Origin of the sequence: Candidatus Soleaferrea massiliensis AP7, assembly GCF_000820765.1 — a bacterium.
Classification (GTDB): Bacteria; Bacillota; Clostridia; order Oscillospirales; family Ruminococcaceae; genus Soleaferrea; species Soleaferrea massiliensis.
In genome coordinates this window covers 40,702-67,534 of sequence record NZ_CCYH01000044.1, presented here as the reverse complement: position 1 = coordinate 67,534, position 26,833 = coordinate 40,702, and the positions used below count along the sequence as shown (strand labels likewise).

At 53.3% G+C, this 26,833-nt stretch carries 24 protein-coding genes and 1 tRNA gene; 10 read left to right on the top strand and 15 right to left on the bottom strand.

From position 1 onward, the window contains the following. Positions 1 to 148: 148 nt before the first annotated feature. The 14 genes from BN348_RS11755 to BN348_RS11690 all read right to left on the bottom strand — a co-directional run bounded on the left by BN348_RS11755 (position 149) and on the right by BN348_RS11690 (position 15,348). Positions 149 to 955, bottom strand: a complete 807-nt coding sequence (locus tag BN348_RS11755) for a hypothetical protein (protein ID WP_040198223.1) — start codon at positions 953 to 955, stop codon at positions 149 to 151. A gap of 60 nt (positions 956 to 1,015) precedes the next feature. Next, a complete protein-coding gene (locus tag BN348_RS11750) occupies positions 1,016 to 2,617 on the bottom strand; it encodes a M56 family metallopeptidase (protein WP_040198222.1) in 1,602 nt (533 codons plus the stop codon). Positions 2,618 to 2,623: 6 nt separating this feature from the next. Beyond that, positions 2,624 to 2,998 carry a BlaI/MecI/CopY family transcriptional regulator gene (locus tag BN348_RS11745; protein WP_040198221.1) on the bottom strand — a complete coding sequence of 125 codons (375 nt, stop codon included), beginning with the start codon at positions 2,996 to 2,998 and terminating at the stop codon, positions 2,624 to 2,626. Between the two features lie 213 nt (positions 2,999 to 3,211). Next, on the bottom strand, positions 3,212 to 5,035 hold the full coding sequence (locus tag BN348_RS11740; protein ID WP_040198220.1) for a M56 family metallopeptidase: 1,824 nt from the start codon (positions 5,033 to 5,035) through the stop codon (positions 3,212 to 3,214). 6 nt (positions 5,036 to 5,041) lie between these two features. Beyond that, positions 5,042 to 5,416 (bottom strand): BlaI/MecI/CopY family transcriptional regulator, encoded by a 375-nt coding sequence (locus BN348_RS11735; RefSeq protein ID WP_040198219.1) that lies wholly within the window; start codon positions 5,414 to 5,416, stop codon positions 5,042 to 5,044. 240 nt (positions 5,417 to 5,656) lie between these two features. Next, positions 5,657 to 6,097 carry an Hsp20/alpha crystallin family protein gene (locus tag BN348_RS11730; RefSeq protein ID WP_040198218.1) on the bottom strand — a complete coding sequence of 147 codons (441 nt, stop codon included), beginning with the start codon at positions 6,095 to 6,097 and terminating at the stop codon, positions 5,657 to 5,659. A gap of 536 nt (positions 6,098 to 6,633) precedes the next feature. Next, positions 6,634 to 6,879, bottom strand: coding sequence for a hypothetical protein (locus BN348_RS11725; RefSeq protein ID WP_040198216.1), 246 nt, complete (start codon positions 6,877 to 6,879; stop codon positions 6,634 to 6,636). Positions 6,880 to 7,039: 160 nt separating this feature from the next. Next, a complete protein-coding gene (locus tag BN348_RS11720; protein WP_040198215.1) occupies positions 7,040 to 9,073 on the bottom strand; it encodes a M56 family metallopeptidase in 2,034 nt (677 codons plus the stop codon). Continuing rightward, complete coding sequence (locus tag BN348_RS11715) at positions 9,070 to 9,444, bottom strand: BlaI/MecI/CopY family transcriptional regulator (RefSeq protein ID WP_040198228.1); 375 nt, start codon at positions 9,442 to 9,444, stop codon at positions 9,070 to 9,072. The genes BN348_RS11720 and BN348_RS11715 overlap by 4 nt, the downstream gene beginning before the upstream one ends. A gap of 569 nt (positions 9,445 to 10,013) precedes the next feature. Next, positions 10,014 to 10,844, bottom strand: a complete 831-nt coding sequence (locus BN348_RS11710; RefSeq protein ID WP_040198214.1) for a DNA-formamidopyrimidine glycosylase family protein — start codon at positions 10,842 to 10,844, stop codon at positions 10,014 to 10,016. A 677-nt stretch (positions 10,845 to 11,521) separates the two neighbouring features. Further along, positions 11,522 to 12,256, bottom strand: coding sequence for a spore cortex-lytic enzyme (gene sleB, locus BN348_RS11705; protein WP_040198212.1), 735 nt, complete (start codon positions 12,254 to 12,256; stop codon positions 11,522 to 11,524). Between the two features lie 442 nt (positions 12,257 to 12,698). Then, positions 12,699 to 13,199 carry a GNAT family N-acetyltransferase gene (locus BN348_RS11700; protein ID WP_040198211.1) on the bottom strand — a complete coding sequence of 167 codons (501 nt, stop codon included), beginning with the start codon at positions 13,197 to 13,199 and terminating at the stop codon, positions 12,699 to 12,701. A gap of 405 nt (positions 13,200 to 13,604) precedes the next feature. Continuing rightward, the gene (locus tag BN348_RS11695) at positions 13,605 to 14,522 is read right to left on the bottom strand and encodes a DMT family transporter (protein ID WP_040198210.1); all 918 of its coding nucleotides are present in this window, start codon (positions 14,520 to 14,522) and stop codon (positions 13,605 to 13,607) included. After that, positions 14,512 to 15,348: an AraC family transcriptional regulator gene (locus tag BN348_RS11690; protein WP_040198208.1), complete on the bottom strand. Its 837-nt coding sequence runs from the start codon at positions 15,346 to 15,348 to the stop codon at positions 14,512 to 14,514. The genes BN348_RS11695 and BN348_RS11690 overlap by 11 nt, the downstream gene beginning before the upstream one ends. Before the next feature lie 643 nt (positions 15,349 to 15,991). Here BN348_RS11690 and recA point away from each other — a divergent pair. The 8 genes from recA to BN348_RS11650 all read left to right on the top strand — a co-directional run bounded on the left by recA (position 15,992) and on the right by BN348_RS11650 (position 23,915). Next, positions 15,992 to 17,071, top strand: coding sequence for a recombinase RecA (gene recA / locus BN348_RS11685; protein WP_040198207.1), 1,080 nt, complete (start codon positions 15,992 to 15,994; stop codon positions 17,069 to 17,071). Further along, positions 17,068 to 17,706, top strand: coding sequence for a regulatory protein RecX (locus BN348_RS11680; RefSeq protein WP_040198206.1), 639 nt, complete (start codon positions 17,068 to 17,070; stop codon positions 17,704 to 17,706). The genes recA and BN348_RS11680 overlap by 4 nt, the downstream gene beginning before the upstream one ends. Positions 17,707 to 17,709: 3 nt before the next feature. Beyond that, the gene (gene rimO, locus BN348_RS11675) at positions 17,710 to 19,038 is read left to right on the top strand and encodes a 30S ribosomal protein S12 methylthiotransferase RimO (protein ID WP_040198204.1); all 1,329 of its coding nucleotides are present in this window, start codon (positions 17,710 to 17,712) and stop codon (positions 19,036 to 19,038) included. A gap of 16 nt (positions 19,039 to 19,054) precedes the next feature. Beyond that, positions 19,055 to 19,627, top strand: a complete 573-nt coding sequence (gene pgsA, locus BN348_RS11670) for a CDP-diacylglycerol--glycerol-3-phosphate 3-phosphatidyltransferase (protein WP_040198203.1) — start codon at positions 19,055 to 19,057, stop codon at positions 19,625 to 19,627. 515 nt (positions 19,628 to 20,142) lie between these two features. Next, positions 20,143 to 20,799 carry a serine O-acetyltransferase gene (gene cysE, locus BN348_RS11665; RefSeq protein ID WP_040198202.1) on the top strand — a complete coding sequence of 219 codons (657 nt, stop codon included), beginning with the start codon at positions 20,143 to 20,145 and terminating at the stop codon, positions 20,797 to 20,799. An 89-nt stretch (positions 20,800 to 20,888) separates the two neighbouring features. After that, positions 20,889 to 21,143, top strand: coding sequence for a hypothetical protein (locus tag BN348_RS11660; RefSeq protein WP_156136511.1), 255 nt, complete (start codon positions 20,889 to 20,891; stop codon positions 21,141 to 21,143). Positions 21,144 to 21,574: 431 nt separating this feature from the next. Next, complete coding sequence (cysS, locus tag BN348_RS11655; RefSeq protein ID WP_040198199.1) at positions 21,575 to 22,984, top strand: cysteine--tRNA ligase; 1,410 nt, start codon at positions 21,575 to 21,577, stop codon at positions 22,982 to 22,984. Further along, on the top strand, positions 22,974 to 23,915 hold the full coding sequence (locus tag BN348_RS11650) for a 1-phosphofructokinase family hexose kinase (protein ID WP_082020960.1): 942 nt from the start codon (positions 22,974 to 22,976) through the stop codon (positions 23,913 to 23,915). The genes cysS and BN348_RS11650 overlap by 11 nt, the downstream gene beginning before the upstream one ends. A gap of 275 nt (positions 23,916 to 24,190) precedes the next feature. On the opposite strand, the gene BN348_RS11645 is transcribed toward BN348_RS11650, so the two are convergent. Then, positions 24,191 to 24,266, bottom strand: a tRNA-Val gene (locus BN348_RS11645). 252 nt (positions 24,267 to 24,518) lie between these two features. Between BN348_RS11645 and ruvC the strand changes: the two genes are divergently transcribed. Together ruvC and BN348_RS11635 are read left to right on the top strand one after the other, a co-directional pair. Then, positions 24,519 to 25,007, top strand: coding sequence for a crossover junction endodeoxyribonuclease RuvC (gene ruvC, locus BN348_RS11640; RefSeq protein ID WP_040198197.1), 489 nt, complete (start codon positions 24,519 to 24,521; stop codon positions 25,005 to 25,007). 472 nt (positions 25,008 to 25,479) lie between these two features. Next, positions 25,480 to 26,712 carry an aminopeptidase gene (locus tag BN348_RS11635; RefSeq protein ID WP_040198196.1) on the top strand — a complete coding sequence of 411 codons (1,233 nt, stop codon included), beginning with the start codon at positions 25,480 to 25,482 and terminating at the stop codon, positions 26,710 to 26,712. Positions 26,713 to 26,833 lie beyond the last annotated feature (121 nt).

Genomic DNA, 26,833 nt, shown 5'->3' with positions numbered 1-26,833 from the left:
AAAAGAAAAGAACCAACACATTTGTGTCGGTTCTTTTCTTTTAGTGCCTATGTTGGGATTAAAGGTTATCAGCATTCCTATTTTATTATTTAGTTTGCTTTAATCCAATACCCATTTGGGCAAAAAAGCTGGACAATTAATTTGTCTGTCAGCAAAAATCAAAAATATCATTCCAAGTTCCTTCTTTCTCTGGCAGGTCGATATAAAGACAATTATACCAGTCATATGGATCTTTTTCAAATGATACCCAATAATTGTCTGTTGCGTGGCGTTTAGCAATTCGATTGAAATCTTCCATGATAATTTTAGTTGCATTATCCTGTTTAAAATAAGATAAATTCTGTTGGGAAAAGAACTCCTGGGCATCCAGGAAAGAATTTTTTAAACACTCGTTAAGCTGCGTTTCGGTAACTTTGGTTTTATCGTTGGCGTGATACTTGTACACAAAAATAATAGCTACACGGTGATCCTTTTGCTGCGCATCTTTAACCATGGTAACCAATTTAGATGTTTTAATAGTCCGATCACTGGTAATATCTGCGGCTTCCATTTCAATTTCCTTGGTACCAGGGAATTCTTCAAAAAACGGAGCCATGAAGTCTTCCATAAATGCAAGATGTTCGGCAATTGTTTTGGTATCGTCTTTGCAAAATGGAAAACCAATACTCGTAATATAGCCGTCCTTATCAACGCCAACTTCGAGTCCATTGTCGTAACGAATTGTAGTAGGCAGCTGATATTTTTTAGCTGCCTCTGCTGTTCCGGTGAACGGTCGGTCGGGCATTTCGATTTCATCTTCTGATTCATATCCGACTTCTGATTCAATCATATCCGAGTCAATGGAATATGCAAGGATTGTGATGGACCCAATCGAAATACAGGCAACTAAAATTAAGGATATACAACCGAGAAGCTGTTTATAATTCTGGAAAGAAGCGATAAATTTTTTTTTCATCTTAAACACCTCCGTAAAAAATATGGTTTTAGCATGTAGTTATTGTTACAGATAAACCTGCTACTCCAGTGATGATTTCTCTTCGATAACAACGCCGTCTTGAGATTCTTCAAATATAATATGGCAGTTATCTGGCATAACATTGGCAGCGATTTGCCCCATTTCCTGCAGGATATCTTTATACTTGGTGTTCTGGAAATAGTCTAAATCTTTTTGCTTCAGTTGTGATTGAAGAATACTGGTAAGCTCATCGTAAAACTGTTCTGCTTGCACACTGGAAATTTGTGTACGATCTTTAATATCGTATCGATAATTATAGTTAATAAATACATGATGATTTTCTACATTTGGAATAGCCAGTTTGCTGCTATAGGTCCCTTTCATAAAGAAACCCGGTAAATGGGGAGAATTCGATGCGTTTAGAATGTCGATACGATATTGCGGATACTCTTGAAAGAACGGCTCCAACAATGCAAGATATTCTTTCTCCATCTCAGCGAGTGGGAGGTTTAGATCTATTCCGCCATCGTATCCGCCGCCTACCCATTTCCCGTTCTCATCCAAAACAATGCTTATACCGTTGTCATATGTAAGCGTTTGATCCTTCGGATTTTGGCTGTTCGCGGTACTCTGAGATCCTGTATCTAATGTTGAAGATGCTTGGCCCTCTGAATTGACTGAATAGCCAAAGGAAAGGATAGATCCTGTCATAACACAAACAGCCAGCACAACCAGAAGGGTTAGTATTCCAAAGTGTCTTTTGTGCATAGAAAACAGCTCGTTTAATCTTTTTTTCATATCATTGACACCTCCATAAAAGTTCGTACAGAAGACCGTGACCGCAGAGGATGCTGCGGATGCGGTCTTTAAAATCGTTTTCCCGTACTGTGTTCTGAGGGACAGGGGCAGGTCCCTCAGGGTTTCTTCATCACAGGAGATTTCACAGTCGATGTCCACCGCGTGCCGGATCATCTGCATGAATGGATTGAACCAGTGCAGGGACTGGCAAACCATCATCAGCGCTTTATAGCACAGATCGCCGCGCTTAGCGTGAACCAATTCGTGGCGCAGAATCAACGTCAGCTCCTCCTGTGAAAAGCTGGTCTCCGGCAATAGGATGGCGGGCTTCAGGATCCCGGCCAACATAGGAGTTGCTGTCAAGGGGCAGCGTTTGAGCTGAACGTCCCGTGTCATGCCCAGCTCCATCCGCTGCTGTTTCAGGATACAAGAGATTTCTGGGTCGAGGATGGGTTCGCTCCAGCGCCGGACAGCGTGCATGAACCGGGCGTGACGGTACAGTTGGCGTGTCAGGCAGACAAAGCCGCCGGCGGCCCATAGCCAGAACAGCGCCTGATACCATGGGAACTGCATGACCGGCTGCACAGAGTGGGTTCCGCAGATGCCGCCGGTAAGAACGTCATCCTCTTGATAGGCAGTGCTGATTTCAATGGGGGCCATTTCGGGAAGGTCAATCTGAATCGGAGCATACCCGGCCTGCGGCCGGAACGGGAGCAGCAGTCCAATCAGAATGACCAGCCATGCATAATAACGGGATTTTGCCGTCAGCCGTTTGGCAAGGAACGGACGGGCGGCCAGATAGAGCAGCGCGGCGGCGGACATCGTCACCGTACAGGCCAGAAGCGATAACAGGAAGCCTTCCATATGTTTTCACCCCTTTTGATCCAGCCACTTTTGAAGCGCTTCGAGCTCCTCTTGGGAAATGTTCTTGCCGCGATAGAGGGTTGCCACCAGACTGGAAAGGGAGTTCTGATGCATCTGTGCCATGAATCTGCCCGTCTCAAATTCGAGATATTCCTCGCGGGATATCAGCGGATAGTACAGGCGGGAACGGCCTTCCTTCTCACAGCGGATGAATCCGCGTTCGTGCAGCCGGTTCAGCAGGGTGAGAGCGGTCTGCTGCTTGTACTCCTTTTGAGGATTCAGGGACTCCATAACCATATGCGTGGTGACAGGCGGGGCATTCTTCCAAACCGCCTGCATGATCTCGAGTTCACTGTCAGGCAGTTTTTTTAATTCTTTCATTTTCTGCATCACCTCTGTTTATTTAGACAGTTGTCTTAATTTCTATCTATATAATACATCTGTCTTAGTTGTTTGTCAAGCACATTTTCAACATTTTTTTAAAACATTGGGGAAAATGTCGCGGACCTTTCGTGCAGAACGGTAAAAGAATGCGCGCCCCGGAAGAAGCTTCTTCCGGGGCGCGCGAAGGGGGCGGTTAGAATGATGACCGCACTAAAATTCGGTCGGATCGGGCTGGCCTTCGGCCCGTTCAGGTTCATCGATCAGAAATTCGGATGGACCATATTCCTGTGCGGAGATGTAAAGCCTGCAGTACCAGGTGCTGTATTCCGACGCGATCTGAGAGAAGACCGCGATCGCTGTTTCATAGGCGCCGGCCTGCTGGAAATCATCCAGGTCCTTTTGTTTCAGAAGGTCCTTGAAGGCCTGGCAGCTGTCCCGCAGCATCTTTTCCGCATCGTCTCGGGTCAACATGGCCGGTTCGATGACCGAGATGTTGTAGTAAAACGGCATAGACACGGAATGTCCGTCGATCTCGGTGTTGAGCATGGCATAGCTGTTCATGCCGAGCGAAGGCCTGTTTTTCAGTTCCGGAAAGTCCGCGATCATATCGGCTGCGGCTTCCTCATAAAGCGCGGTTTCCTCTGCAAGGGTGCAGCCTTCCGGGATGTCCGCGTTGATCCCGCTGCCGGATATGGCTCCTTCCTTGGTGACATCCACCTCAGAGCCGTTCCGATAGATAAACGTTTTTCCGCCGTCAGGCCTGCTGACAATCTGGATGGCCTTCGACTGGCTTAAATCTGTGGAGGGAAGGATTGACCTGGCATTGAGGCCGGGCTTTTCGGGGATTGTATCCGAAGAAGCTGAAGCTGATGATAATGTTGGCATTTCTGATGGCGCTGCGAATGCGAAATTGCTGCAGAGCGTCACGCTCATCACCAGGAGGGCCGGTACAATCCAGGCGCTCTTCCGGCTTCTATTGGTGATGAATAATTCGTTGAGTCGTTTTTTCATATCTCTGACACCTCCGTTAAAACTGGTGGAGAAAGCCGTCACGGCGGACCTGTCCGACCGGACGGTTTTTAGGATGAGTTTTCCATAGGAAGCCCGCTGGAAAAGGGGCGTTTTTCCCAGCACCGCTTCGTCACAGGAGATTTCACAATCGATGTCCACAGCATGCCGAATCACCCGCATCATGGGGTTGAACCAGTGCATCGCACTGCAGGCCATCAGCAGCGTTTTATAATACAGGTCGCCGCGCTTTGCGTGGACAAGCTCATGGCGCAGAATCAGCGCAAGCTCATCCGCAGAAAAGGCAGTCTCGGGCAGCAGAATCACCGGATGAAAAAAGCCTGTCAGCATGGGAGAGCGCGCCAGGGGGCAGCGTTTGATCTCCACAGGCCGGTGAAGCTCCATTTCGCCGGCCAGCTGCCGCAGGGCGGCAAGAATGGACGGGTCGCCAATCCGCTCGCTCCAGCGCCGGATATTCCGCGAAAATCGGATATGCCGGAACAGCTGAAGACCGAGACAGCCTAGGGCGCCTGCCGCCCAGACGACAAATAAAAGCTCATACCGGGAAAATTCAAGCCGAACGAAAGACGACAGCGGCGCGGCGGGAGCGTCAAAGGCGGCGGACGGCACAAGCCTGCTTTCCCGGGAAAATGAGACCGGACCCTTCAGAATTGCACCACAATCGTGAATGGTTGTATCCGGGAAACAGATGCCGTCGGCACAGCCTTTGGTTTGATGAATGGTTGTTTGATGTGCTGCGCCGTTTGCGGAAGAATCGATTCTGCTATTTGAAACGGGGATGGATGCGTCTGCGGCGGTCATCCCGGGCAGGTCGATCCGGATCGAAGCATGGGAGGGCTGCGGCCGAAACGGGACCAGCAGCCCGATCAGGATGACCAGCCAGGCGTAATAGCGGGATTTCGCCGTCAATTTTTTTGCCAGCGGCCGCCTTGCTGCCAGATAGAGCAGGGCTGCCGCGGTCATGGTCAGCGTACAGGTCAGAAGCGACAGCAGGAAGGCTTCCATATGCGCTCACTCCTTCTGCTCCAGCCATCTTTGCAGGTCGTTGATATCCTCCTGTGAGATATTCTTCCCGCGGTAGAGGGCGGCGACCAGGCTGGACAGGGAATTTTGATGCATCTGTTCCATAAACCGGCCGGTTTCAAATTGGAGATATTCCTCGCGTGAAACCAGCGGATGGTACAGGCGGGAGCGGCCTTCCTTTTCACAGCGGATAAAGCCGCGGTCGTGCAGCCGGTTCAGGAGTGTGAGGACGGTCTGCTGCTTGTATTCCTTGAGGGGGTTCAGCGATTCCATGACCATATGGGTGGTGATGGGAGGGGTGTTCTTCCAAACCGCCTGCATGATCTCGAGCTCACTCTCAGGCAGTTTCTTCAGTTCTTTCATCGGGGCATCACCTCGTTTTACTTAGACAATTGTCTTACATGCTTCAACATTATAATACAACTGTCTTAGACGTTTGTCAAGTGGGTTTTGTGAAATTGTCCGATGATTTTTCAATTTCTTTCGTAAAGACAGCGAAGTGAAAAATGTGCCTAAGTGCAGCAGAAAAAAACGGTTGCTATGAAAAAAGCAGGGGAGTTTGCTCCCCTGCTTTTATGAGTGGTGTGCATTCTATAGTCAGCGTCACTTGATTTCTATCTGGCGGGACGGCGGAACGGGCGGCTGTGCGAGTTTCGGCAGTTTGAGTTCCAGAATGCCGTTCTCGTATTTTGCGTCGATCCCCTGTACATCGATGCCGTCGAGATCGAAGCTCCTGCTGAAGGCACCGTAGTGCCGTTCGCGCCGGACAAAGCTGTCTTTTTTCTCCTCTTTGTCCTCGCGGTGTTCGGCCGAAATAGTCAGCATGTTGTGCTCGATGCTGAGTTTGATATCCTCTTTTTGAAAGCCCGGCAGCTCCGCCTGCAGCAGGTAATGGCCGCCCTGATCCAAAACATCCGTCCTGCAGGGAGAGAACTCCTTCTCAAAGCCGCGGAAGAATGCCCGGTCCATCTTGTCAAAATAATCAAAAAGATCTCTGTCCCGGTTGGACAGCGGTCCACGTCCAAAAGGTACTAAATCAAACATATAAAAGCCTCCTTATAACAGATGTTCAGCTTGATTGTTTTTTTGGTTAAACCGTGCCTATGATGCTTCATCTGCATGTCAACCACCTTCCTTCGTGTTCCGGTCTTTCTCAGATCATCCCTTTCCTGTTTTTCTGCCTATAGTATAATCCGAAATTGTTTCAACACAATCATATAAATATGAATTATTTTAAAATATTAGCACTCTGATAACTGGAGTGCTAATATCAATGCAAAGAAAACGGAGGAAGCATCTCCTCCGTTTCAGGGATAGGTCTATATACATATCAGATGTCTGTTTGGGGGAGCGGCCTGGCGAACAGAATGCCCGCCGGCCGCTACAGGGGTAAAAAGATAAAGCGTATAGAAAGCGGGGAGCGAGTTCCCCTGAAATATATCAATAATGAAGCTGTACAAGATATATTTCGAATTGTTCAGTATCCTCTGCTCCATGTTATGGATTGCTGTATGCGGCGTTGTTGGGGTCCGCAGTCTTGACTGATCCACAGGAAGGCGGATGCATAGACAACTTCTCCGTCATGGTCCAGCGCTGCCGGAGGCGTTTCTCTGCGCTTGAAAGAAAGCGGATGGATGCGCGACGGGCAGTTCAAACAAAGCGGGACGCACCGGCAGAAGCAGGCCGAGCACCAGGAAAAGCCAGGCATAATAGAGCCATTTCGCGGCGAATCTCTTTTTTAAGAAGGGCCGCAGAACCCGCAACAGCAGCGCCAGCAGGGAAAGTGAGACGGAGCAGAGGAGCAAAGCGGCAAGAAAATTGTTCAAGGGTAATGCCTCCTTTTATGGCGCAGGGCCGGAATTTATCATGTTTATTATCCTATTGGTATACAGGATGATAAATTTAACGATTTGTAGTTGAAATGCGCTTGCTGGAGAGGCGAAGAGGCGGCTTGCAAGGGAGCCTCTTCGCGATTCCATAAAATGCTTAGGGAGTATCCGTATGGGTTACGGCATGCATCGCATCGTAACCGACAGAGACAAAGGTGGACAGACAAACGGGTTCCCCGTCGCGGTTGACGATCAAGGTGATACATACACCGTCATCCAGCGAACCGGGCTGTACGTTTTTGATGTCGATGCCGCGCAGCAGATTCATCGCCTTCCATTCCTCAGTGGGGTGACCGCCGTCGCCAAAGGTATCATGCAGGCTGCGTTCGATCTCCTCGGCGCTGCGGCTGGAATCGAAGAATCCGGTCAAGCTCATTGACATCTCGACCAAGTCAAGCTCGAATTTTGGATATGCGGTGGGGGCGTACTCCTCATCCGTGAAGTCCAGGAAGGAAAGACGGGTATCGGATATGGCAGAGGTGGGATAGATGGGCAGGGTGATGCTGTTGGTATCTACAAGGGGAGGAGAATTCTCCGGTTCCCCCTGTGGGTTTGCAGCATAGAAACGCATGGAGTAGTTGAACGGGAATCCATTCGTTGCGACCATTTCGTCGGTGCTCATCTGCGAAAGCCCCTCCGTGTTCAGGAAGGACTGGATAAGTCCAAGCACCTCGTCCTTGTTCTGATACAGCAGGTCGATGCAGACCTGCGCGGTTTTCGGTGTCAGCCGGTTGATGATGAACTTTTTGTGGGTGCCGGATGCCTCGTCATTCACCTGGATGCTGCGGAAGTACCCGTTTTCCATATAACGCATACTGTCCGAGCTGTCCATATCCATCTTGACAATCAAGTTGCTCTGGTCGGTCCATGGAAGGCTGTTGTATTCCTCCACATAGGTTTCCCAGATCAGCTGTTTGTTTTCGGGTTCGTCAAACTGATTGTAACCGATCTGGACGGAATCCAGCGGAATGTCGCCGATCATATATTCAGTCGCTTTTCCATTCTCGTGGCTGGCGTCAACGTCATCGATGACGGAGCTGCCGCTGTCGGCGGGGAGGTGGTCTGCGGCAATGGAAACCAGGCCGCTGAGCACCAGGATGCAAAGGGCAATGCAGATGGTCAGGGAGATTCCCCTGCGCCTCTTGTTGCTGAAAAATAGTTCTTGTAATCGTTCTTTCATCATACTCACTCCTCCAAAAAAATTGGTTGAAAGGGCCGTTTGGCGGATGGTTGTGCGAGCGGCGAAGTCGATGAGCGTCTGTCCGTAATACTGGCGCGAACAGGCGTCCAGCGAAGAGATGACTTCGCGGTCGCAGGAGATTTCACAGTCCAAAGCAATGTAGCGTCCAAGCAGGTGGACGACCGGATTGAACCAGTGCAGGGAGGTCACAATCAGCACCAGCAGCTTATACCACAGGTCATGGCGCCGGTGATGGGTCAGTTCATGCTTCAGAAGCAAAGGCAGCTCATGGCAGGCATAAGCTTTTTGAGGAAGCAGAATGGTCGGACGGCGTATGCCGACCAGCATCGGTACTTCGATGACCTGGCAGCGACTCAGTGCAATGGGCTGTTTGATATTCATGTAGGTGCACAATGCATGCAGGCTGGCAAGCTCCGTTTCATCGGTAACCTTTCTGCTCCAGCGTTTGGCAAAGCGCACGAACCGCAGGTGACGTTTCATTTGAATGCCGAAATAACTGCCGGCCCCGATCAGCCAGATGCCGAATAGGATTTGGTACCAGTTGATGCTGATTGGAGGGGAAGTCTGTGCAGTGGAAGGATTTGTCTGGATATTCGGTTCTTCATGCTCCTGATCGTTGTCCGGACTGGGGATAACGGCAGAAGCAGCCGTTTGATTTTTTGAGTTGTGGGCATCCTGCCCGGCGGATGGTGCGGGGGAAGCCTGCCGGATGGTCAGGTCGGGCGGGGATATCTGAATCGGTGCGGACGGCAGCTGCGGCCGCAATGGAATCAGCAGCGCGACCAGAAGAACGATCCAGACATAGTAGCGGCCCTTTGCCGAATAGCGGTTGGCAAGCAGCGGCCGGACAAGGATGTAAACAAGGCCGATCAGCGATACGACGCCTGAACAGATCAGTAAAGAGAATATAAAACTGCCAATCTCAATCACCCCTTCTCCTGAAACCACTTGCGCATCTCTTCATATTCCTCGTCGTCGAGCTTTTTGCCCTGATGCAGCGTGTTGACCAGGCTGAACAGGGAACCGCCATGGAATTTGCTCATGAAGCTGTTGGTTTCAAACTGCAGGTATTCATCGCGGCTGACAAGGGGATAATATCTGCGCTCCTTGCCCAGCTTTTCACTGCGCAGAAAACCGCGGTCGGTCAGCCGGCTGAGCAGTGTCAGCAGTGTCTGCGGTTTCCAGCTTTTGTCGTCCCCGAGCTTTTCCATGACGGAGAAGCTCGTCACCGGGGGGATGCTGTCCCAGATGACATCCATAACGGTGAATTCGGAATCGGGTAGCTTTTTTAATTTGTTCATGATGGCCATCTCCATTTATTATTTTGTCTGTGTCATTATTCTACACCTGTAGAAAAGTGTTGTCAAGGGGTTTCGCGAATATTTTCTACGATTGTAGAAAATATTTTCTGAGCGTGTCTGTTGGAGCGGTAAAAAGGTGAAAATGGAAAGACGATAAGTAAATCGGCGCACGATCTATACTTTTTGTATAGATCGTGCGCCGATTTAGCCGGCTAGCGACAGGTTGTTCAGGCCCCCGCTATAGTTCCAAGTGCGCGAAGTGGTTTTTTAACGGGCAGTCTTAGAATCCCCCATTCCTTTACAATGGCCAGAAAAATGATCCGTTGAAGATTATCAAGATATGGGGTGGATATTGGACATACACCAACCGGGGCATCGGGCGGTCATGGAAACAGACTGCCGCTGAAGCCAGCTGTTCACAATTCCAAAATTTCATCCAAACACCGCTTTGCGAACCGATATCATTTCTTCTAATGCGGTTTGCAGACGGCCGGACCACTTGGCGGGGAGCGATTGTCTGCGCGGTTCTCCGACAGAGAAAATGTTGGGTTCCTTTGCGGCTGTTGCGGTTATTTTTTCAGCGGCTGGCAGATGGGGCACAAATAGACGTTGCCGCCGAGATATGCCTGACGCACAAGAACCCCGCCGCAGACCGGGCAGGGCTTTTCCAGGGTCTTCTTGGACAGCCGAGTCACATAGCCGCCGGGACAGCCGAACAGATCCCGTTCGGTGTCACGCCCGCCCTTGACGGTCATTTCAAACAGCACCCGGCGCGTCTGCTCGTAAAGCCGGTGTTTTTCCTCCTCGGACAGCGTGGAAATCTTGGATTTCGGATGAATGCGGGCTTCAAACAGGATGTCCTGCAGTACGCCATTGCCGAGTCCGGGAATCCGCTGTTCGGTTGCTAAGAGCGCCTTTGCGCTCAGTGTAGGCTTGATGCCGGCCATCATCCGCTCAAAATATGTCCAGGTGAAAGCATCGGCCAGCGGCTCCGGCTTCTCTTTTGCCACCAGATAATAGAAGTTGTCGTTCTCCCCGTCGGCAAAAGCCCAGATGCCGCCGTACGTCTGAATGGTGCAGCACAGGTGCGCGCCGTCGTCGAATTCGACCAGCAGCTGATGCTTTTGGGGAAGCTTTTCCCCGGGGGCAAGATAGCGGATGTTCGTACCGTCTCCCATCAGCAGCCGCATTTCCGAGGCGGAAAGCTCCACCAGACCGCCATAGGAATGCGCTGATTCGATGGTGCGGCCGCAAAGCCGCCGGGCATAGTCCTGCGGGTCTCCGAAATAGAATGCAAAGCCGTGCGGGGAAGCGTTGGCCTGTACGCTGCGGATGGTCCGCCCTGTCAGGGCCTCACGCGCCTGTTCGGCAATGGTACGGCTTTCGGGCAGTTCAAGCATAGCGGGAAACCTCCTTTTGTTACAGTACAAGAACAGTATACCCCAATAAACCTGTCAGGGTCTGTCATATTTATATCATGAATCGATACAGCGTATGGTATGGTTTTTCTTACCTGCTATTATAACAGATTATGAGGGCCGCCGCATCCCCATCTTCTTCAATGGAATCAGAAGCTTTGTGAAAGTGGGAGAAAAGGCCATATTAGATAAGAAAAAGACAGGATCGGATATTGCACACATGCGAAAGTTGCTGTATGGTCCATATCACCGCCGCCGCATCCCCTCTTCCGATGCCGCCCCGCCGGCACTTGCGGCAGCCGGCGAAGGTACACGCCGGCCTTTGAGACGCGCAGAGAACCATAATCTTTTTCTGCGGATGCAGCGTTACAAAATACCCCCGGTATCCCGTCAAGGATGCCGGGGGGCACAGTCATTGGAATATCAGCATAAACCTTTTATCTGCCGTATCCGGGGCCGATGAACATGATGGAGGTTGCGAGGCGGAAAACGCCTGTGCGGATATGTGGATTCCTCTGTGGTTGGGCTTGGATGGCGAGTATACGGCGGATACTTTCGCGTCTCTGCGGCTTTCTTCGTGTGAAAACCAGCCGCATCGGAAATGATGTGTGCAGGCGCAAAAAGGAGCCGCCGGAAATGGCAGCTCCTTTGACTTTGAATCAACTGCAGAAGAGATGTGCGCCGATGCGCGTGATCACCGGACGTGTGCGCATCCATTTGTTCGAGGTCTTATCCGGGTTGAAATAGTAAATCGCGCCGCCCGACGGATCCCATCCGTTTAAGGCATCCTGCGCGGCTTTATAGGCGGATTCGGAAACCGGCTGGTTGATCTGCCCGTCGGTCATCGCCGTAAAGGCGCCCGGCTGGTATGCAACCCCCGCGATCGAGTTTGGGAAGGACGGATGCTGCACACGGTTCAGGATGACGGCGCCCACCGCAACCTGGCCGACATAGGGCTCGCCGCGCGCTTCCGCAGAGATCAGCCGTGCGAGCAGGCGGTAGTCGGAATCGCTGGTGCCGGATGGAGCGCCGGAACCGCCGCCCGAGTTGCCGCCGAAACCCGACGAGCTGATGCCGATGGCGGCCAGCGTTGCCGGTCCGGCAATGCCGTCGACCTGCAGGCCGTTCTTGCTCTGGAAATACCGAACGGCCTTTTCTGTCTGCGGGCCGAAGATGCCGTCGACATTGCCGTCATAGTAGCCCCAGTCCTTGAGCCGCTGCTGAATTTTGCGGACCTCATCGCCGCGGGATCCGTTCTTGGACAGGGTTTCAACGCTCTGGGTATTTTCCTGCAGCGCCGTGTTGACCGCATAGCCCGCCAACACAATGATAAAGATGTTGAGCAGCACGACGACAGCGATCCGCAGTACTTTCGAAACTGTCTTTTGATTCAAACAGAAACACTTCCTTCACAATGGTATGATCGAACCGAAACGGCCAAAGCGGCCGCCGTTCACAGATGTAAAACTGTATGGATTTAGTAAGAGTTTTACCAGAAAGAGCGGAAAATATCCGTTTCCTGCACAATTTTTCCCTCGCATTCATACAATGGAACATCGGATTATCGGTTCGGGCTTTGTTAAGTTGACAGGAAAGCCGCTAAGACGGAACGCTTATGAAACGAGCGCCTCTTAAGCCTTTTCATATGTCAACGTAACAATGTCCCGGTTTGCGGAAGGAGGTTATTCTGTGACGCTCTACATTGTGATCTTTGCCGTTGTCACCGCTGTGACGGTTGCGTTTTTGATTGGGGAACATCTGGATGACCGGAATAAAAAATAAAGGAGGATCCGCAGCGCATCCGCGGATCCTCCCGTGATATGGGACAAAGCCCATTCAAATCGTTTTTTCCATGATGTAGTCGTCCATATAAAAGCCGTTTCCGATATCGGCTTTCTGTTCCCGGACTTTGACGAAGCCCATCGTCTCATAGGCCGCGATGGTGTTCAGGTTTTCGCGGTTGACGGTCAGCCAGATCTTCGAAAGCCCTTCCCGCTCACAGCGATCCATCAGGAACCGGATGGCCCGGGATGCAATCTTTCTGCCGCGGAAGGACTGCTCCAGATAGATTTTGCTCAGGAACAGCGCGCCGTTTTCGGCCTTGACGCCGAGATATCCGACATCCGCGCCGTTGTAATGGAACAGGTAGTATTCATATCCGTTGTCCTTGACCTGCCCGGAAATCGCCCGGCAGGACTGAAATTTATCCACCATATAGTTGACCTGATCTGTGCCGATAATTGGTGTAAAATGTTGATGCCAGATCTTTTCGGCGAGTTCACTCACCGTTTTCAGCTGTGCGTCGGTATCGGCTTTGATAATCTGAAGCTCGTCCATAGCTGTCGCTTCCTTTCTCTGTATATCGCTTTCATTATATCATATTCATAACAGAAAGAAAAGCGGACAGGCTCCCCGGTTTGGGCCGCGGCAATTGCATTTCACAACGCCAGATCGGTTTTCATACTACAGTTTTCCGTGAAGTAACAATCTGAAAAGGGGGGCTTTTACAATGATTGCGTGAATGATGGGACACGTAGTATTACGGACTCCCGCAATACTATGAGTGAATACGTTTGCCTTGGTTCGCTTTTGCAGTGACAGAAATGGACATCAAAAGGTGGGAGAAAGATGCCATACCAAATAGAAAGAAAACAACAGAAGGCCATCAGCGCAAGGGCTGATGGCCTTCTATGCAATTATCGGAATGCAATTGCCGGAGCAAATGTTCCAAAAATATCCCGGTTATGTCTCATCAGGCCGAATGAAAGGAACCTTCCTGCGGCGGCTCAGCGTGCCTTCCGAGATGAACAGGCCGGCAAGCGCAAGGACGGCGCCGAGCAGTGAAAGCGGAGTCAGCGGTTCATGAAGAATCAGCGCCGAGGCTGAAACGGTGACGACCGGCACCAGATAGATATACACGCTGGTCTTCACAGCCCCCAGCTTTTTGACCGCAAGGTTCCAGGTCACGAAGCAGAGCGCCGACGCGCCAAGTCCGAGATACAGCAGGTTTCCGAGATTCTGCATCTCTAAAAATTTGCCCCAGTCCGGGTGGAAATCCAACAGGAACAGCGCCGGTACCATAAACAGGATGCCGTAAAAAAAGGTCCGGCGGGTGGCCAGCACCGTGTTCTGTGAGAATTCCGAGATTTTCCTCGTCAAAATGGAATAGACGCCCCAGACGACCGCGGCAAGCAGCGCCAGCAGGTCGCCGAGCGGGCTCAGCTGAAGCTGGGAGCCATTCCAGCTGATCAGCACAATGCCGGCGATCGCGGCCGCGAATCCGATGAAAAACCGTGCGTGGAGCCTTTCGCCATGCAGAAACAGATGTGCGAAGATGGCGGTGAAGAACGGCGCGACTGAAATGATGATGCCGACATTCGACGCGAGCGTATAGGTCAGCGCGATGTTTTCCAGCAGGAAGTAAAACGTCACGCCGCACAATCCGGCGCCGATAAAATACCACTCCTGTTTCCGGTTTTCGAGCTTCATGCGGCGCGGACAGACCAGAATCAGGGCGATGAAGCCGATCACAAACCGGGTGAAGAGGATTTCTACCGGAGAGAAATCCTGTAACAGGACCTTGGTTGAAATAAAGGTGGTGCCCCAGATCACAATGGTCAGCAGGGCGGTCAGGTGGCCGGACAGCGATTTATGTTGCATGGCGGTTTTCTCCTTGATAAAAGATGTTGTGATACTGCCGCGGCGTCAGGCCGGTCAGCCGCTTAAAACAGCGCGTGAAATGGCTCTGGTCGGAAAATCCGGCAAGCAGAGCGGCCTGTGCGGGCGTTTGTCCGGTTTCCAGCAGCTTTTTGGCCTCGCCGATTCGGATGGTCATCAGGTAGCTGTACGGGGAGATGCCCTTTTCCTTGGTAAAGCTGCGCACCAGGTGGTATTTGCTGCAGTTCGCAATCCGGCCAAGCTCTTCGAGCCCGATGTGTTCGGCATAGTGCTCCTGCAGATATTCGCAGACCCTTTGCATGCCGTCGTCCTCCTGTGTACGCACCGGTTTTTCGGGCGGCAGCGCGTACAGGTCGAAAAGCTGTTCCATCAGCAGACAGAACAGTTCTTCCCGTCCAAGCGACTGGTCGCCATCCATAATCATGCGGTGCAGCTCTGCGATGATGCCGCACAGCTCGCTGTCCGGCACGGTGTTGTGTGCGAACCGCGGCTGATAGGCGTATCCGGTGATTTCCTCGGCCGCACGTTCCATCACCTTGGGTGGGATGTTCAGAAAACGCAGCTCGAGCGGGCAGTCCCCGACCTGCTCGCAGGCATGGCTGTCCAGCGGGTTGAAGAGCACCAGATCGCCGGGACGGATGATGTATTCCCGGCTGCAGCAGGTGAGCCTGCGCGCGCCGCTGACAATTGCGCCGACGACATAGTGTTCATGGAAGTGATTCGGAAACCGCTGCATGACGCCCTCAAAATAATAAGCTTCGATGCCAAGCTCCGCATCATAACGGATGATTCTCTGTTCCGGTGTCATCTGGCATCCCTCCTTTCTTACGGTATATCATTTACGCCCTGAGGTGTTAATAATTGAAATAGGCATGTAAAGGTTCTTGCCGGGAAGATAAAACCATGACCATGTATGATGGACACGAGTCATCCCGTATAGTGACGTAAGCCGGAGCGTCGTATGGTAAGCCGGTGAACGCTGCCGGACCGTATACGATGACGCATGGCAAAGCGATACACGGTGTGCTGGTGAAAGCAGGTCAGGCCGTGCAGTTATGCAAGCCGAAACGATGCGCAATGTACCTGTGAACGCAGGTCAGGCCGTACGGTGAGCAAACCGGAACGCCACGCGGTACGCAGGTAAACGCCGTGTCCCTGATGGCTGCGGGTGACTGATGGCCCGTCTTCCGCGTAAATTCCCCTGAGCCGTTCGGCAGGTCTCTGATTCGGATGCGTTCGGTGTATCTGCTGACAGTTTACCACAGGAATGCGACGAATTCTTGTACGATCTTGCCCAATTTTTTGACGGGGATGGGAGATGGGCGTTAACACAATTATGGTTGATTTTGTGAAAGCGATCTACTATAATGAAAGGAACATCAAAAAAGGGAGATCTGTCTGAGGGCTTGCCGCGGACGGAAATACGCTCCACAGGAAAGGAAATTTCAAGTATGGCGGATAAGAAAAAAGCGCTCGAAACAGCGCTGGCTCAGATAGAAAAACAGTTTGGCAAAGGCGCGGTCATGAAGCTCGGCGAACACTCGTCGCTGCAGGTTGAGGCGATCCCGACCGGCTCGATTGCGCTGGATATGGCGCTGGGCATCGGCGGCGTGCCGCGCGGCAGAGTCGTGGAGATCTACGGCCCGGAAAGCTCCGGTAAAACCACCGTCGCGCTGCACATCGTCGCGGAATCGCAGAAGGCCGGCGGCGAAGCGGCGTTCATCGACGTTGAGCACGCGCTCGACCCGGAATACGCATCAAATCTCGGCGTGGACATAGATTCCCTGCTGATCTCCCAGCCGGACACCGGCGAACAGGCGCTGGAAATCACCGAAGCGCTGGTGCGCTCGAACGCCATCGACGTCATCGTCATCGACTCGGTCGCCGCGCTTGTGCCGCGCCAGGAGATTGAAGGCGAGATGGGCGACGCGCATGTCGGCCTGCAGGCAAGGCTGATGAGCCAGGCGCTGCGCAAGCTGACCTCGGTCATCTCGAAGTCCAACTGCGTCTGCATCTTCATCAACCAGCTGCGCGAAAAGGTCGGCATCGTTTACGGAAACCCGGAGACCACGCCGGGCGGCCGCGCGCTGAAATTCTATTCCTCGGTGCGGATGGAGATCCGCCGCATCGAAGCGCTCAAGAACGGCAGCGAGATCATCGGCAACCGCACCCGCTGCAAAATTGTGAAGAACAAGGTCGCGCCTCCGTTCAAGGACGCGGAATTCGATATCATGTACGGCGAGGGCATCTCCAAGGAGGGCGAGATTCTGGATCTGGCGGTCAAGCTCGACATCATCAACAAGAGCGGTTCGTGGTTCAGCTATAACGGCGACCGTCTGGGACAGGGTCGCGATAACATCAAAATTTACCTGCGCGAGCATCCCGAGCTGATGGAGACGCTCGACAAGCAGATCCGCGAGAATTCGGATAAGCTCGCGTCGCCGAAAGCGCCGAAGCCGATTCGCAAGCCGGCCGCGCGACAGGTCAACATCGACGTTGAGGTCAAGCCGGACGAGGAGAATGACGCGTGAGAATTACTGCGGTCCGTCAGAAGAAAGGCGTCTGGTACGACGTCTTCGTCGAGGACGAATACTTTGTGACGGCGTCCTATGAGACGATTTTTCTCCATAAGGTCAAGCCCGGCGCGGAGATGGCCGCCGAGGAGCTGGCGGAGTTTCAATATCAGGTGAACTATCATGCCGTGAAGGAGAAGGCGCTGTCACTGCTCTCCTTCAAAGCCTATACAAGACGTAAACTATGTGATAAATTATACCAGTCGCTGAATAAAAAGACCGATGAATTCGAGGAGGAACGCTATTCGCGTGAACTGATCGAAGAGGTTGCCGGAAAGCTTTGCGAGACCGGCCTGATCGACGATGAGGATTATGCGCGCCGGTACGCGAAGGATCTCAGGCATTTCAAGTCCTTCGGCAAACAGCGCATCCGGCTGGAGCTGCAGAAGCTTGGCATCCCGAAAGCGGTCATTGAAGCGGCGCTGGATGAACTGGAAATAGACGAGGAGGCCGAAATACGGCGCATCCTCGAGAAGAAATACCTCCCTTATCTGGATGATCCGAAGGGGATACAAAAGACGATCGCCGCGCTTCACCGGCTGGGCTACAGCGCCTGTCAGGTGAAGGCAGTGATCGCAGAGTTAGGAGCGTAGAAATTGGCGGTTAAGGTTGGTATGGTGTCGCTGGGCTGTTCGAAGAACCAGGTGGATGCGGAGATCATGCTCGCGCTGCTCAAAAAGGGCGGCTATGCGCTGTGCGCGGACGCCGACGAGTGCGACGTTGTGATTGTGAACACCTGCGGGTTCATTGAGGACGCCAAGCGGGAATCGATTGAACAGATATTGGAGTTCTGCCAGCGCAAGGCGCAGGGGGAGCTCAAGGTGGTCGTGGTGACCGGATGCCTGGCCGAACGGTACCGTCAGCAGCTGGTCGAAGAAATCCCGGAAGCGGATGTGGTGCTGGGCATCGGCGCGAACGCTTCGATTGTGGAAGCGGTCGAGCAGGCGCTGAACGGACAGCGGACGACATCGTTCCCGGAGAAGGACAAGCTGATGCTAAACGGCGAGAGGGTGCTGGCGAATGAAAACTACTTCGCCTACCTGAAACTGGCGGACGGCTGTGACAACCGCTGTACCTACTGCGCAATCCCGCTGATCCGCGGCTCGTTCCGCAGCCGTAAAATGGAGGATATCCTCGATGAGGCACAAAGGCTTGCCGATATGGGTGTGCGCGAGCTCAATGTCGTCGCGCAGGATACGACCCGCTACGGCGAGGATTTATATGGAAAGCTGATGCTGCCCGAACTTTTGGAGAAGCTTTGTCAAATTGACAAACTTCACTGGATCCGCGTGCTATACTGTTATCCAGACCGGGTCACCGACGAGCTGCTCGAGGTGATGAACCGGGAGGAAAAGCTTGTCAAATACATCGACCTGCCGATCCAGCACTGTGATGGAACGGTGCTGTCGCGTATGAACCGGCGCGGCGACCGCGAAAGCCTGACCGCGCTGATGGAAAGAATCCGTGAACAGGTGCCGGGCGTCACCATCCGCACCACGCTGATCACCGGATTTCCCGGGGAAACCGAAGAGCAGTTTGAATCGCTCTGCGGCTTTGTCAAGGACGTGAAGTTCGACCGGCTCGGCTGTTTTGCGTATTCCCGTGAAGAGGATACGCCGGCGGCGTCGTTCGGGGACCAGATCGACGAGGAGGATAAGCAGCGGCGCGCCGAGGTGATCATGGAGACGCAGTACGCGATTATGGAACAAAAAAATCTGGCGCAGGTCGGCAGCACCCTGGAGGTGCTGGCGGAGGGCTACGACAGGGAAACCGGCCTGTGCTTCGGCAGAAGCCGCATGGACGCGCCGGATATAGACAGCTATGTGTACTTTTATGCAGACAAAAAACCCCGGCCCGGCAGTTTTGTCAACGTACGGATCACCAAGGCTGTCGGTTACGATTTGATTGGAGAAACTACAGCTTAAAGGGGTGGGAAAATTTATGAATACACCGAATAAACTCACAATGCTGCGGATTTTGCTGATCCCGGTCTTTGTGCTGTTTATGCTGGGCGGGGATTTCATCCCATACAATTATGTCGGTGCGATCGTGGTGTTCATCGCGGCGTCGCTGACCGACCTGTTTGACGGCAGGATTGCGCGCAAGCGCGACATCGTCACGAATTTCGGCAAATTCCTCGATCCGCTTGCTGATAAATCGCTGGTGATATCAGCCTTTATCTGCCTGCAGGCGTTCGGGCTGGTGAATCCCGTCGTGGTCATCATCCTGGTCATGCGGGAATTCCTGGTGACCTCGCTGCGGCTGATCGCCGTCGGGGACGGGAAGGTCATCGCGGCCGATATCTTCGGCAAGGTCAAAACGGTCATCCAGATGTTCAGCATCATCGCGCTGCTGCTGATGCTCTGCCTGATTCAGGTCATGGATATGACCTTCCTGGCTTCATCGCTTACGACGGCTGCGTCGGTGCTCAGCTGGCTGTGCGCGGCGGCGGCGGTCGTTTCGGGCGCAAATTATCTGATCAAAAACCGCCACTGCATCGATGCCAAAAGCTGAACCGGGCATTTGTCCGGAAAATTGGAGCGGCACGGCTCAAAAAGCTTGTCAAAGCTCAGAAACTGTGTTATTCTTAAAGAAGCATGCCGGAGACGGACAGTGTCCGATTTCATCCGGCCAACATACAATAGAGCGTGAACATAGAGTGGATGCGATTATGTGGGAACCCGGAAATCTCCGGGCGTTATCGAATTTCAGGTGACAGAGCGTGGATGCCGAAGGCTGAGAGCATCCATCATTGCGGATTCGGAAGCGGCTGCGCCCACTAGCACAAAGGGGGAACCCCTGCCGAAAGCGGGGCAGTATCTCTTTGCGTCCGGTCCGCGTTAAGGACATTCAGCCGGTTTCCGCAGTTTTGCGGGAACAAGAGTGGCAGAAGCGGAGTGGAACCGCGGTCGTCAATACCGCCTTCGCAGCCGGGATATCCCGGCTGCGAAGGCGTTTTTCGTTGTAAGGAAACATGGAATCCCGCCGCCGGACAGGGCGGGTGAAACAGAGCGAAGGGGAGATCATCTATGTTAAAACGGCTCAGGGCGGACATCCGGACGATCAAGGAGCACGATCCGGCCGCGCGCAGTTCGTTTGAAATTCTGCTGTTATATTCCGGTCTGCACGCGATCATGTGGCATCGCCCCGCACATTGGCTTTACAAGCATCACTGTGTCTTTCTGGCGCGGTTTATCTCACAGCTGGCGCGGTTCTTCACACAGGTGGAGATCCATCCGGGCGCGAAGATCGGCGTCGGGGTCATGATCGACCACGGCAGCGGCATCGTGATCGGAGAAACGGCCGAGGTCGGGGATGGATGCATGATCTATCAGGGTGTCACACTCGGCGGTACCGGCAAGGAGAAGGGCAAGCGGCATCCGACGCTTGGAAAGAACGTCATGGTCGGCTCCGGCGCGAAGGTACTCGGCCCGTTCAAGGTCGGCGACAACGCCAAAATAGCATCCGGCGCCGTGGTGCTCGAAGAGGTTCCGGAGGACAGCACGGCAGTCGGCATCCCGGCAAGAATTGTACGCAGGAACGGACAGAAGGTTTCCGACGAGCTTGACCAGGTGCACATCCCGGACCCGGTGTCACAGGAGCTGTGCAGAATGCTGATGAAGATTGAGCATTTGGAAAAGAAGGTTGCACAGCTCGAAAGCGAACACGGCTCCAATGTCGAGTAAACAAGATATAAACCCATTTGGTGGAATGTGCCGGTAAAGGAACAGCAAACATGCAGGCATCTGCAGTGTATAAAAACGGTGGATAACATTTGATGCTGTTGTATGATATGTACCCGGAAAAAGAAGTGTTTTCATCTGAACATAGCGAAACGGCAAGGCCGATTTTTTTCCATGGCGTGGCAGGGACAATGAGGCTAAACGAGACGCCGTTGAAAAGAAGAGGTATTCCAGCAGCGACAGAACGGGGCATTATAAAAAGCGCTGTGCACCGTCGTGCCTCTGAACCGCGCCATGGCGGGCAGAGAGCCGTCATCACGAAGCAGAAATTGTCCAATTCGGAATAAGCTGCGTGATTGGGGGATTTTCAAGGGGGCGTCAGTCCCCTTGAACGGCCTTTTCTGGTTACTCTTTTGGCCGGCAAAAGAGTAACTGCCACCCGGCCAAGGCATCCTGGCAGACCCAGTGAAACCGCTGGAAAACAGCGGTGCAGCAACCACCAGCCAAGACTCATCGGCGAACATGAATGGAACACCGTGCGGCGGCGCAGGATAAAGCCGTCCAAGCCCTTATATGACAAGCCCCGCGGCAAATCGGCGAAATCCGGCAAACACCACCAAGGTGCCGCCGGCCATCCAATGCCGGTGGCAAAAAAGATACATATTTGTCATTACATTTCCAAATATATGGTTTATTTCTTAAACTCTATCGTATACTATAGAATTAACGAAGTATCGAATCAACAGTCCACCACAGAAGATGCAAAAGGAGAAGATTTATGAGAGTCTACAACACGCTGACCAGACAGAAGGAAGAACTTGTACCCATCACGCCGGGAGAGATCAAAATGTATGCCTGCGGACCGACCGTGTACAACTTTATCCATATAGGCAACGCCAGGCCTATCTGTGTATTCGATACACTGCGCCGGTATCTGGAATACCGCGGCTACAAGGTTATTTTTGTGCAGAACTTCACCGATATCGACGACAAGCTGATCAACCGTGCGAAGGAAGAGAATACCACCGTCAAGGAGTTGGCGGAAAAGTACATCCGGGAGTACGAGCGCGATGCAAAGGGACTCAATATCCGGGAAGCAACCTACCATCCGAAAGCGACGGAAACGATCGACATGATCATCGACATCGTGAAGACGCTGGTGGACAAGGACTACGCCTATGCAAAGGACGGCGACGTCTACTTCCGCACGCTGCATTTCGAGGAGTATGGCAAGCTTTCGCATATGCCGATCGACGACCTGACTGCCGGCGCGCGCATCGACGTCAGCCAGCAGAAGGAGGACCCGCTGGACTTTGTGCTCTGGAAGGGCGCAAAGCCGGGCGAACCGGCCTGGGAATCCCCGTGGGGCCCCGGACGTCCCGGATGGCACATCGAATGCACCGCCATGATCCGCAAATATTTGGGAGAGACCATCGACATCCACTGCGGCGGGCAGGACCTGATCTTCCCGCACCATGAGAATGAGATCGCGCAGGGCGAATGCTGCACCGGCAAGCCGTACGCGCATTTCTGGATGCACAACGGATATATCAACGTCGACAACAAAAAGATGTCCAAATCTCTGGGCAACTTCTTCACCACCCGCGAGGTCGCCAACCAGTTCGGCTATGAACCGATCAAGTTCATGATGCTGCAGGCGCATTACCGCAGCCCGATCAACTACAGCCTCGACGTCATCAAGCAGTGCCAGTCGTCGCTGGAACGTCTCTACAACTGCCGTGACAATCTGGACTTTGAGCTGAAAAGCGCCGGAGACGAGCGGGGCGCGGACGAGGACGTTCAGCTGGAGCGGCTCGCGCAGCGCAAGCAGCAGTTTATCGACGCGATGGACGACGACCTCAACACCGCGGATGCAATCGCGGCGATTTTTGAGCTGGTCAAGGATATCAACACCGCCATTGCCGGCAGCGGCAGCTATTCGAGACAGTATCTCGAGGAGGCCATGAAGCTCTTCGACGAGCTGACCGGCGTGCTGGGCCTTGTGTACAACCGCAACACGGAGAACATCGACGTGCAGATTGAAAGCCTGATCGAACAGCGGCAGCAGGCCAGGCAGTATAAAAATTTTGCCATGGCCGATAAGATCCGCGACGATCTGAAAGAGATGGGCATCCTGCTGGAAGACACCCCGAACGGCGTCAAATGGAGAAGGGAAAATGATGCATGAGAAGGTGCTGACCGTCACCTTGAATCCGGCGATTGACACCAGTCTCTGGGTGAAGAGACTCGAGGACGGCGAGGTGTGCCGCACAAGCCGCGAGGAATACCAGGCGGGTGGCAAGGGCGTCAACATCTCCCGGACATTGAAGAAATTCGGCGTCGACACGCCGGCGTTCTTCCTCTGCGGCGAACGCAGCGCGGCGGAGTATCTCAGCCTGTTAAAACAGGAGGGCATCCGATGCCACTATGTGCCGGCCGAAGGCGCGGTGCGCGAAAATATCCATATCATCACCGAGGACGGAAGGTTTTATAAGGTCAACCGAAACGGGCTGCAGGCCGATGAAAAACGGCTGCGCATCCTGGCGCGGATGGTCCGGGAAGCGAGCGATGAGGACACCATTCTGGTGGTGTCGGGAAGCCTGCCCGAAGGGATGGACGCCGCGATGTTCGGCACCTTTGTAAAGGAGATATCTGCGAAGGCAGGCCGTCTGGTACTCGATACATCGGCGCTGCATATCGGGCAGCTGATGGAACTGAAACCATATCTGATCAAGCCGAACCTCGAGGAATTCTGCCGAATGACCAATCAAAAAAAACTCGAGGCACAGCAGGCCATGCGCCGGGCGCAGAAGTATGCCGGCAAGGGCATTGAACAGATCCTGCTGAGCCTTGGCTCGGACGGTTTGGCGCTGGTTACGCCGCGGCGGATTCTGGCGGCGTCGGTTCCGTCGGTGAAGGCGGTCAACACCGTCGGCGCGGGGGACAACGCCTTGGCCGGATTCCTGCTGGGGCTTGCGGGCGGCGAAACGCCCGAACGATGCGTAGAGCTGGCGGCGGCGTTCGGCAGCGCATCCGTCCTGCTCGACGGCACGCATCCGCCCCGCAGGGAGGATGTGCGGCGCCTGTGCGAGCAGATCACCGTCGGAGAACTGGGTTAGTCCGCCGGTATCAGAGAAGCTGTCCAAACCTCCGGTATCATCGGTGTGTGACGGGATGCGGCGCAGGATGGACAGGGCCATATCCTGCGAACGGATAAGAGACGGCTTTTCAGGATGCGCGGGCCTCCTGACAGCGGCGGGAAATCAAAAAAGGGACGCGGACCACAGCTTTAAAAGCGGCGGTCAACGCGTCCCGTTTCGAAGAATATTCAAATATTTGGAATCTAATTTTGGGCAAAATAATGCCGCCCCCACTATTGCAGGAACAGCACCCCTGGTGAACGATAAGGGACTTGAACCCCTGACCCCCTGCACGTCAAGCAGGTGCTCTACCAGCTGAGCTAATCGTTCATATATGATTGGTCTTTCTGACGACTTCTAGATTATACTACAGGATTCACCAAAAATCAATCCCTTTTTCGAGATTTGTGTATTATTACAAGAAAATAAGATGAAATTTGAATTTTCATATGCTATATGAATAAAGTTCCGATGCGAAATTGATAAATCCATCGTTCTATGATAGAATAATAAGAATATTGGCGGTTTTATAGAGGATTATACAGTTTGGATACAGAAATATTTGGATAAGGAAGCTGAAAGATGATTATACTGGGCATCGATCCCGGCTACGCGATTGTCGGCTACGGCCTGATTCGATACGAGCGGGCAAAATTTGAGGTGCTCCATTACGGGGCCATCACAACCGCGGCGAAGCAGCCATTTGAAGAACGGCTGAAAATCATCCACGAGGGGATGTGCTACCTGCTGGACAATTTTCATCCGCAGGCCATGGCGATTGAACGGCTCTATTTCACATCCAATCAGAAGACCGCCATCGATGTGGCGCAGGCGCGCGGCGTCATGCTGCTGTCGGCCATTGAAAGGCAGGTGCCGATCTTTGAATATACGCCGCTGCAGGTCAAGCAGGCCGTGGTGGGATATGGCAAAGCGGTCAAGAAGCAGGTCATGGAGATGACCCGCATGATCCTGCACCTCAAGGAGGTACCCAAGCCGGACGATACGGCGGATGCGCTGGCCATTGCCATCTGTCATGCGCACAGCGCGGGTTCCCGTCTGCGCATGCTGTGACAGCATGATCAAATCTGCCGTGCAGAATCTGTCTCGGGCGCGGATTTTTATCTGTGCATGCTGTGACAGGTGTGTCAAACCTCCGTACCGGATCTGGCCCAAGTGTGGGTTTTGAGCTGTGTATGCTGTGGCAGGCGGTAATCCGGGAAAAGTTTTACATAGAAGAGACAACAGATCGTCCATTCATCTACATATCTGCATCTGAAGCTGCAGTCGTTTGATAACGCGGCACAGCGGCGGTTATCAAGAGCATACGATCGGAATAGAAGCGCAGAACACGGCAATGTATGTATTTCCTGCTGCGCATGGAAAGGACAGTGCCGCGCGTCAGCCGATATAAAAGCGAAATGCTGATTGCCGGCCCTTCTCTTTAAAGTGGGAGCCGGGCGGCGCGGAATTCGGACCATTGAATTTGATAGAATCAAGCCGCGGAAAACATCCGCGTAAGCTGAAAAGAAAAGAGGTTTTGGCCATGCCGACAGAACGGCAGTTACAGAACTACGCCGCCCTGATTGTTAAAATGGGCGTCAACATACAGAAGGATCAGGAATTGTTGATCCGTTCCCCGATAGAGTGCGCGCCGTTTGCGCGGCAGATTGCCGAAGCGGGCTATGCGGCAGGCGCACGGGAGGTCACCATCCTGTGGGACGACGAAAAGTTTTCGAAGATCAAGTACACCCATTCCCCGCTTGAGGTGTTTGAGTCGGTGCCGGACTGGATCGCCGAGTCGAACAACTACTACGCAAGGCGCGGCGCGGCCTTTGTATCGATTGCCGCGCAGGATCCCGACCTGTTCCAGTTGGTCGATTCGGCCAAGCTGGACGCCGCGACGAAGGCAAGTTTCCAGGCGTTCAAGCCTTTCTACGATATCTTGGACGTCAACGGCATCGCGTGGAATGTCGTCTCGGTGCCGACGGCGGCCTGGGCAAAAAAGGTTTATCCGGACTGCGAAGCGGTCGAAGCGGTCGAGAAGCTCTGGCAGGCAATCTTGAAGACGGTGCGCGCCGACCTCGACGACCCGGTTGCGGCCTGGGAGCGGCATCACGCCTATTTAAATGAGAAGGTTGCCTACCTGAACGAAAGACAATTTGCCAGGCTGCATTTCAAGGCTTCGAATGGAACCGACCTCACGCTCGAGCTGCCCGAGGGCCATGTCTGGGCCGGCGGCGCGGAACGCACCGCGCATGGGGTCGCCTTTTTCCCGAACATGCCGACCGAGGAGGTCTTCTGTCTGCCGCACCGTGAGCGTGTCGACGGAACCGCCGTCGCATCGATGCCGCTGTGCTATCAGGGCAGTCTGATCGAGAATTTCAGCCTGACCTTCCAAAATGGCAAGGTTGTTTCCTATCAGGCGGCAAAAGGGGAAGAGGCGCTGAAACGCCTGCTTGAAACCGACGAGGGCGCATCGATGCTCGGCGAGGTGGCGCTGGTGCCGGCAGGCTCGCCGATATCCAGGCTGCGCACGCTGTTCTACAACACACTGTTTGATGAGAATGCGGCCTGCCATCTGGCGTTGGGACGCGCATACGCATCCTGTATCAAAGGCGGCCTGCAGATGAGCAAAGACGAACTGAAGGCAGCCGGCGCAAACGATTCGATGACGCACATCGACTTCATGATCGGAACCGAGGATATGGAAATTACAGCTGTCTCGAAGGACGGGCAGGAAACCATCCTGTTCCATCAGGGAAGATGGGCGGTGTGACGCCGCAAAGCATCAGGATAATAAATGGAACTTTATAATGGAAGTCTTTATATAGAGAGGACTGACGGCGCAGGAAAGCGTGCCCGTACAGTCCATACAGGGGACACCGGAATTTGCCGAG

Bases quoted from the DNA above. Each gene is read 5' to 3' on its own strand.
- BN348_RS11755 (WP_040198223.1), bottom strand. From the start codon at position 955: ATGAAAAAAAAATTTATCGCTTCTTTCCAGAATTATAAACAGCTTCTC.
- BN348_RS11750 (WP_040198222.1), bottom strand. From the start codon at position 2,617: ATGGAAGGCTTCCTGTTATCGCTTCTGGCCTGTACGGTGACGATGTCC.
- BN348_RS11745 (WP_040198221.1), bottom strand. From the start codon at position 2,998: ATGAAAGAATTAAAAAAACTGCCTGACAGTGAACTCGAGATCATGCAG.
- BN348_RS11740 (WP_040198220.1), bottom strand. From the start codon at position 5,035: ATGGAAGCCTTCCTGCTGTCGCTTCTGACCTGTACGCTGACCATGACC.
- BN348_RS11735 (WP_040198219.1), bottom strand. From the start codon at position 5,416: ATGAAAGAACTGAAGAAACTGCCTGAGAGTGAGCTCGAGATCATGCAG.
- BN348_RS11730 (WP_040198218.1), bottom strand. From the start codon at position 6,097: ATGTTTGATTTAGTACCTTTTGGACGTGGACCGCTGTCCAACCGGGAC.
- BN348_RS11715 (WP_040198228.1), bottom strand. From the start codon at position 9,444: ATGAACAAATTAAAAAAGCTACCCGATTCCGAATTCACCGTTATGGAT.
- BN348_RS11710 (WP_040198214.1), bottom strand. From the start codon at position 10,844: ATGCTTGAACTGCCCGAAAGCCGTACCATTGCCGAACAGGCGCGTGAG.
- BN348_RS11700 (WP_040198211.1), bottom strand. From the start codon at position 13,199: ATGGACGAGCTTCAGATTATCAAAGCCGATACCGACGCACAGCTGAAA.
- BN348_RS11695 (WP_040198210.1), bottom strand. From the start codon at position 14,522: ATGCAACATAAATCGCTGTCCGGCCACCTGACCGCCCTGCTGACCATT.
- BN348_RS11690 (WP_040198208.1), bottom strand. From the start codon at position 15,348: ATGACACCGGAACAGAGAATCATCCGTTATGATGCGGAGCTTGGCATC.
- recA (WP_040198207.1), top strand. From the start codon at position 15,992: ATGGCGGATAAGAAAAAAGCGCTCGAAACAGCGCTGGCTCAGATAGAA.
- pgsA (WP_040198203.1), top strand. From the start codon at position 19,055: ATGAATACACCGAATAAACTCACAATGCTGCGGATTTTGCTGATCCCG.
- cysE (WP_040198202.1), top strand. From the start codon at position 20,143: ATGTTAAAACGGCTCAGGGCGGACATCCGGACGATCAAGGAGCACGAT.
- cysS (WP_040198199.1), top strand. From the start codon at position 21,575: ATGAGAGTCTACAACACGCTGACCAGACAGAAGGAAGAACTTGTACCC.
- BN348_RS11650 (WP_082020960.1), top strand. From the start codon at position 22,974: ATGATGCATGAGAAGGTGCTGACCGTCACCTTGAATCCGGCGATTGAC.
- ruvC (WP_040198197.1), top strand. From the start codon at position 24,519: ATGATTATACTGGGCATCGATCCCGGCTACGCGATTGTCGGCTACGGC.
- BN348_RS11635 (WP_040198196.1), top strand. From the start codon at position 25,480: ATGCCGACAGAACGGCAGTTACAGAACTACGCCGCCCTGATTGTTAAA.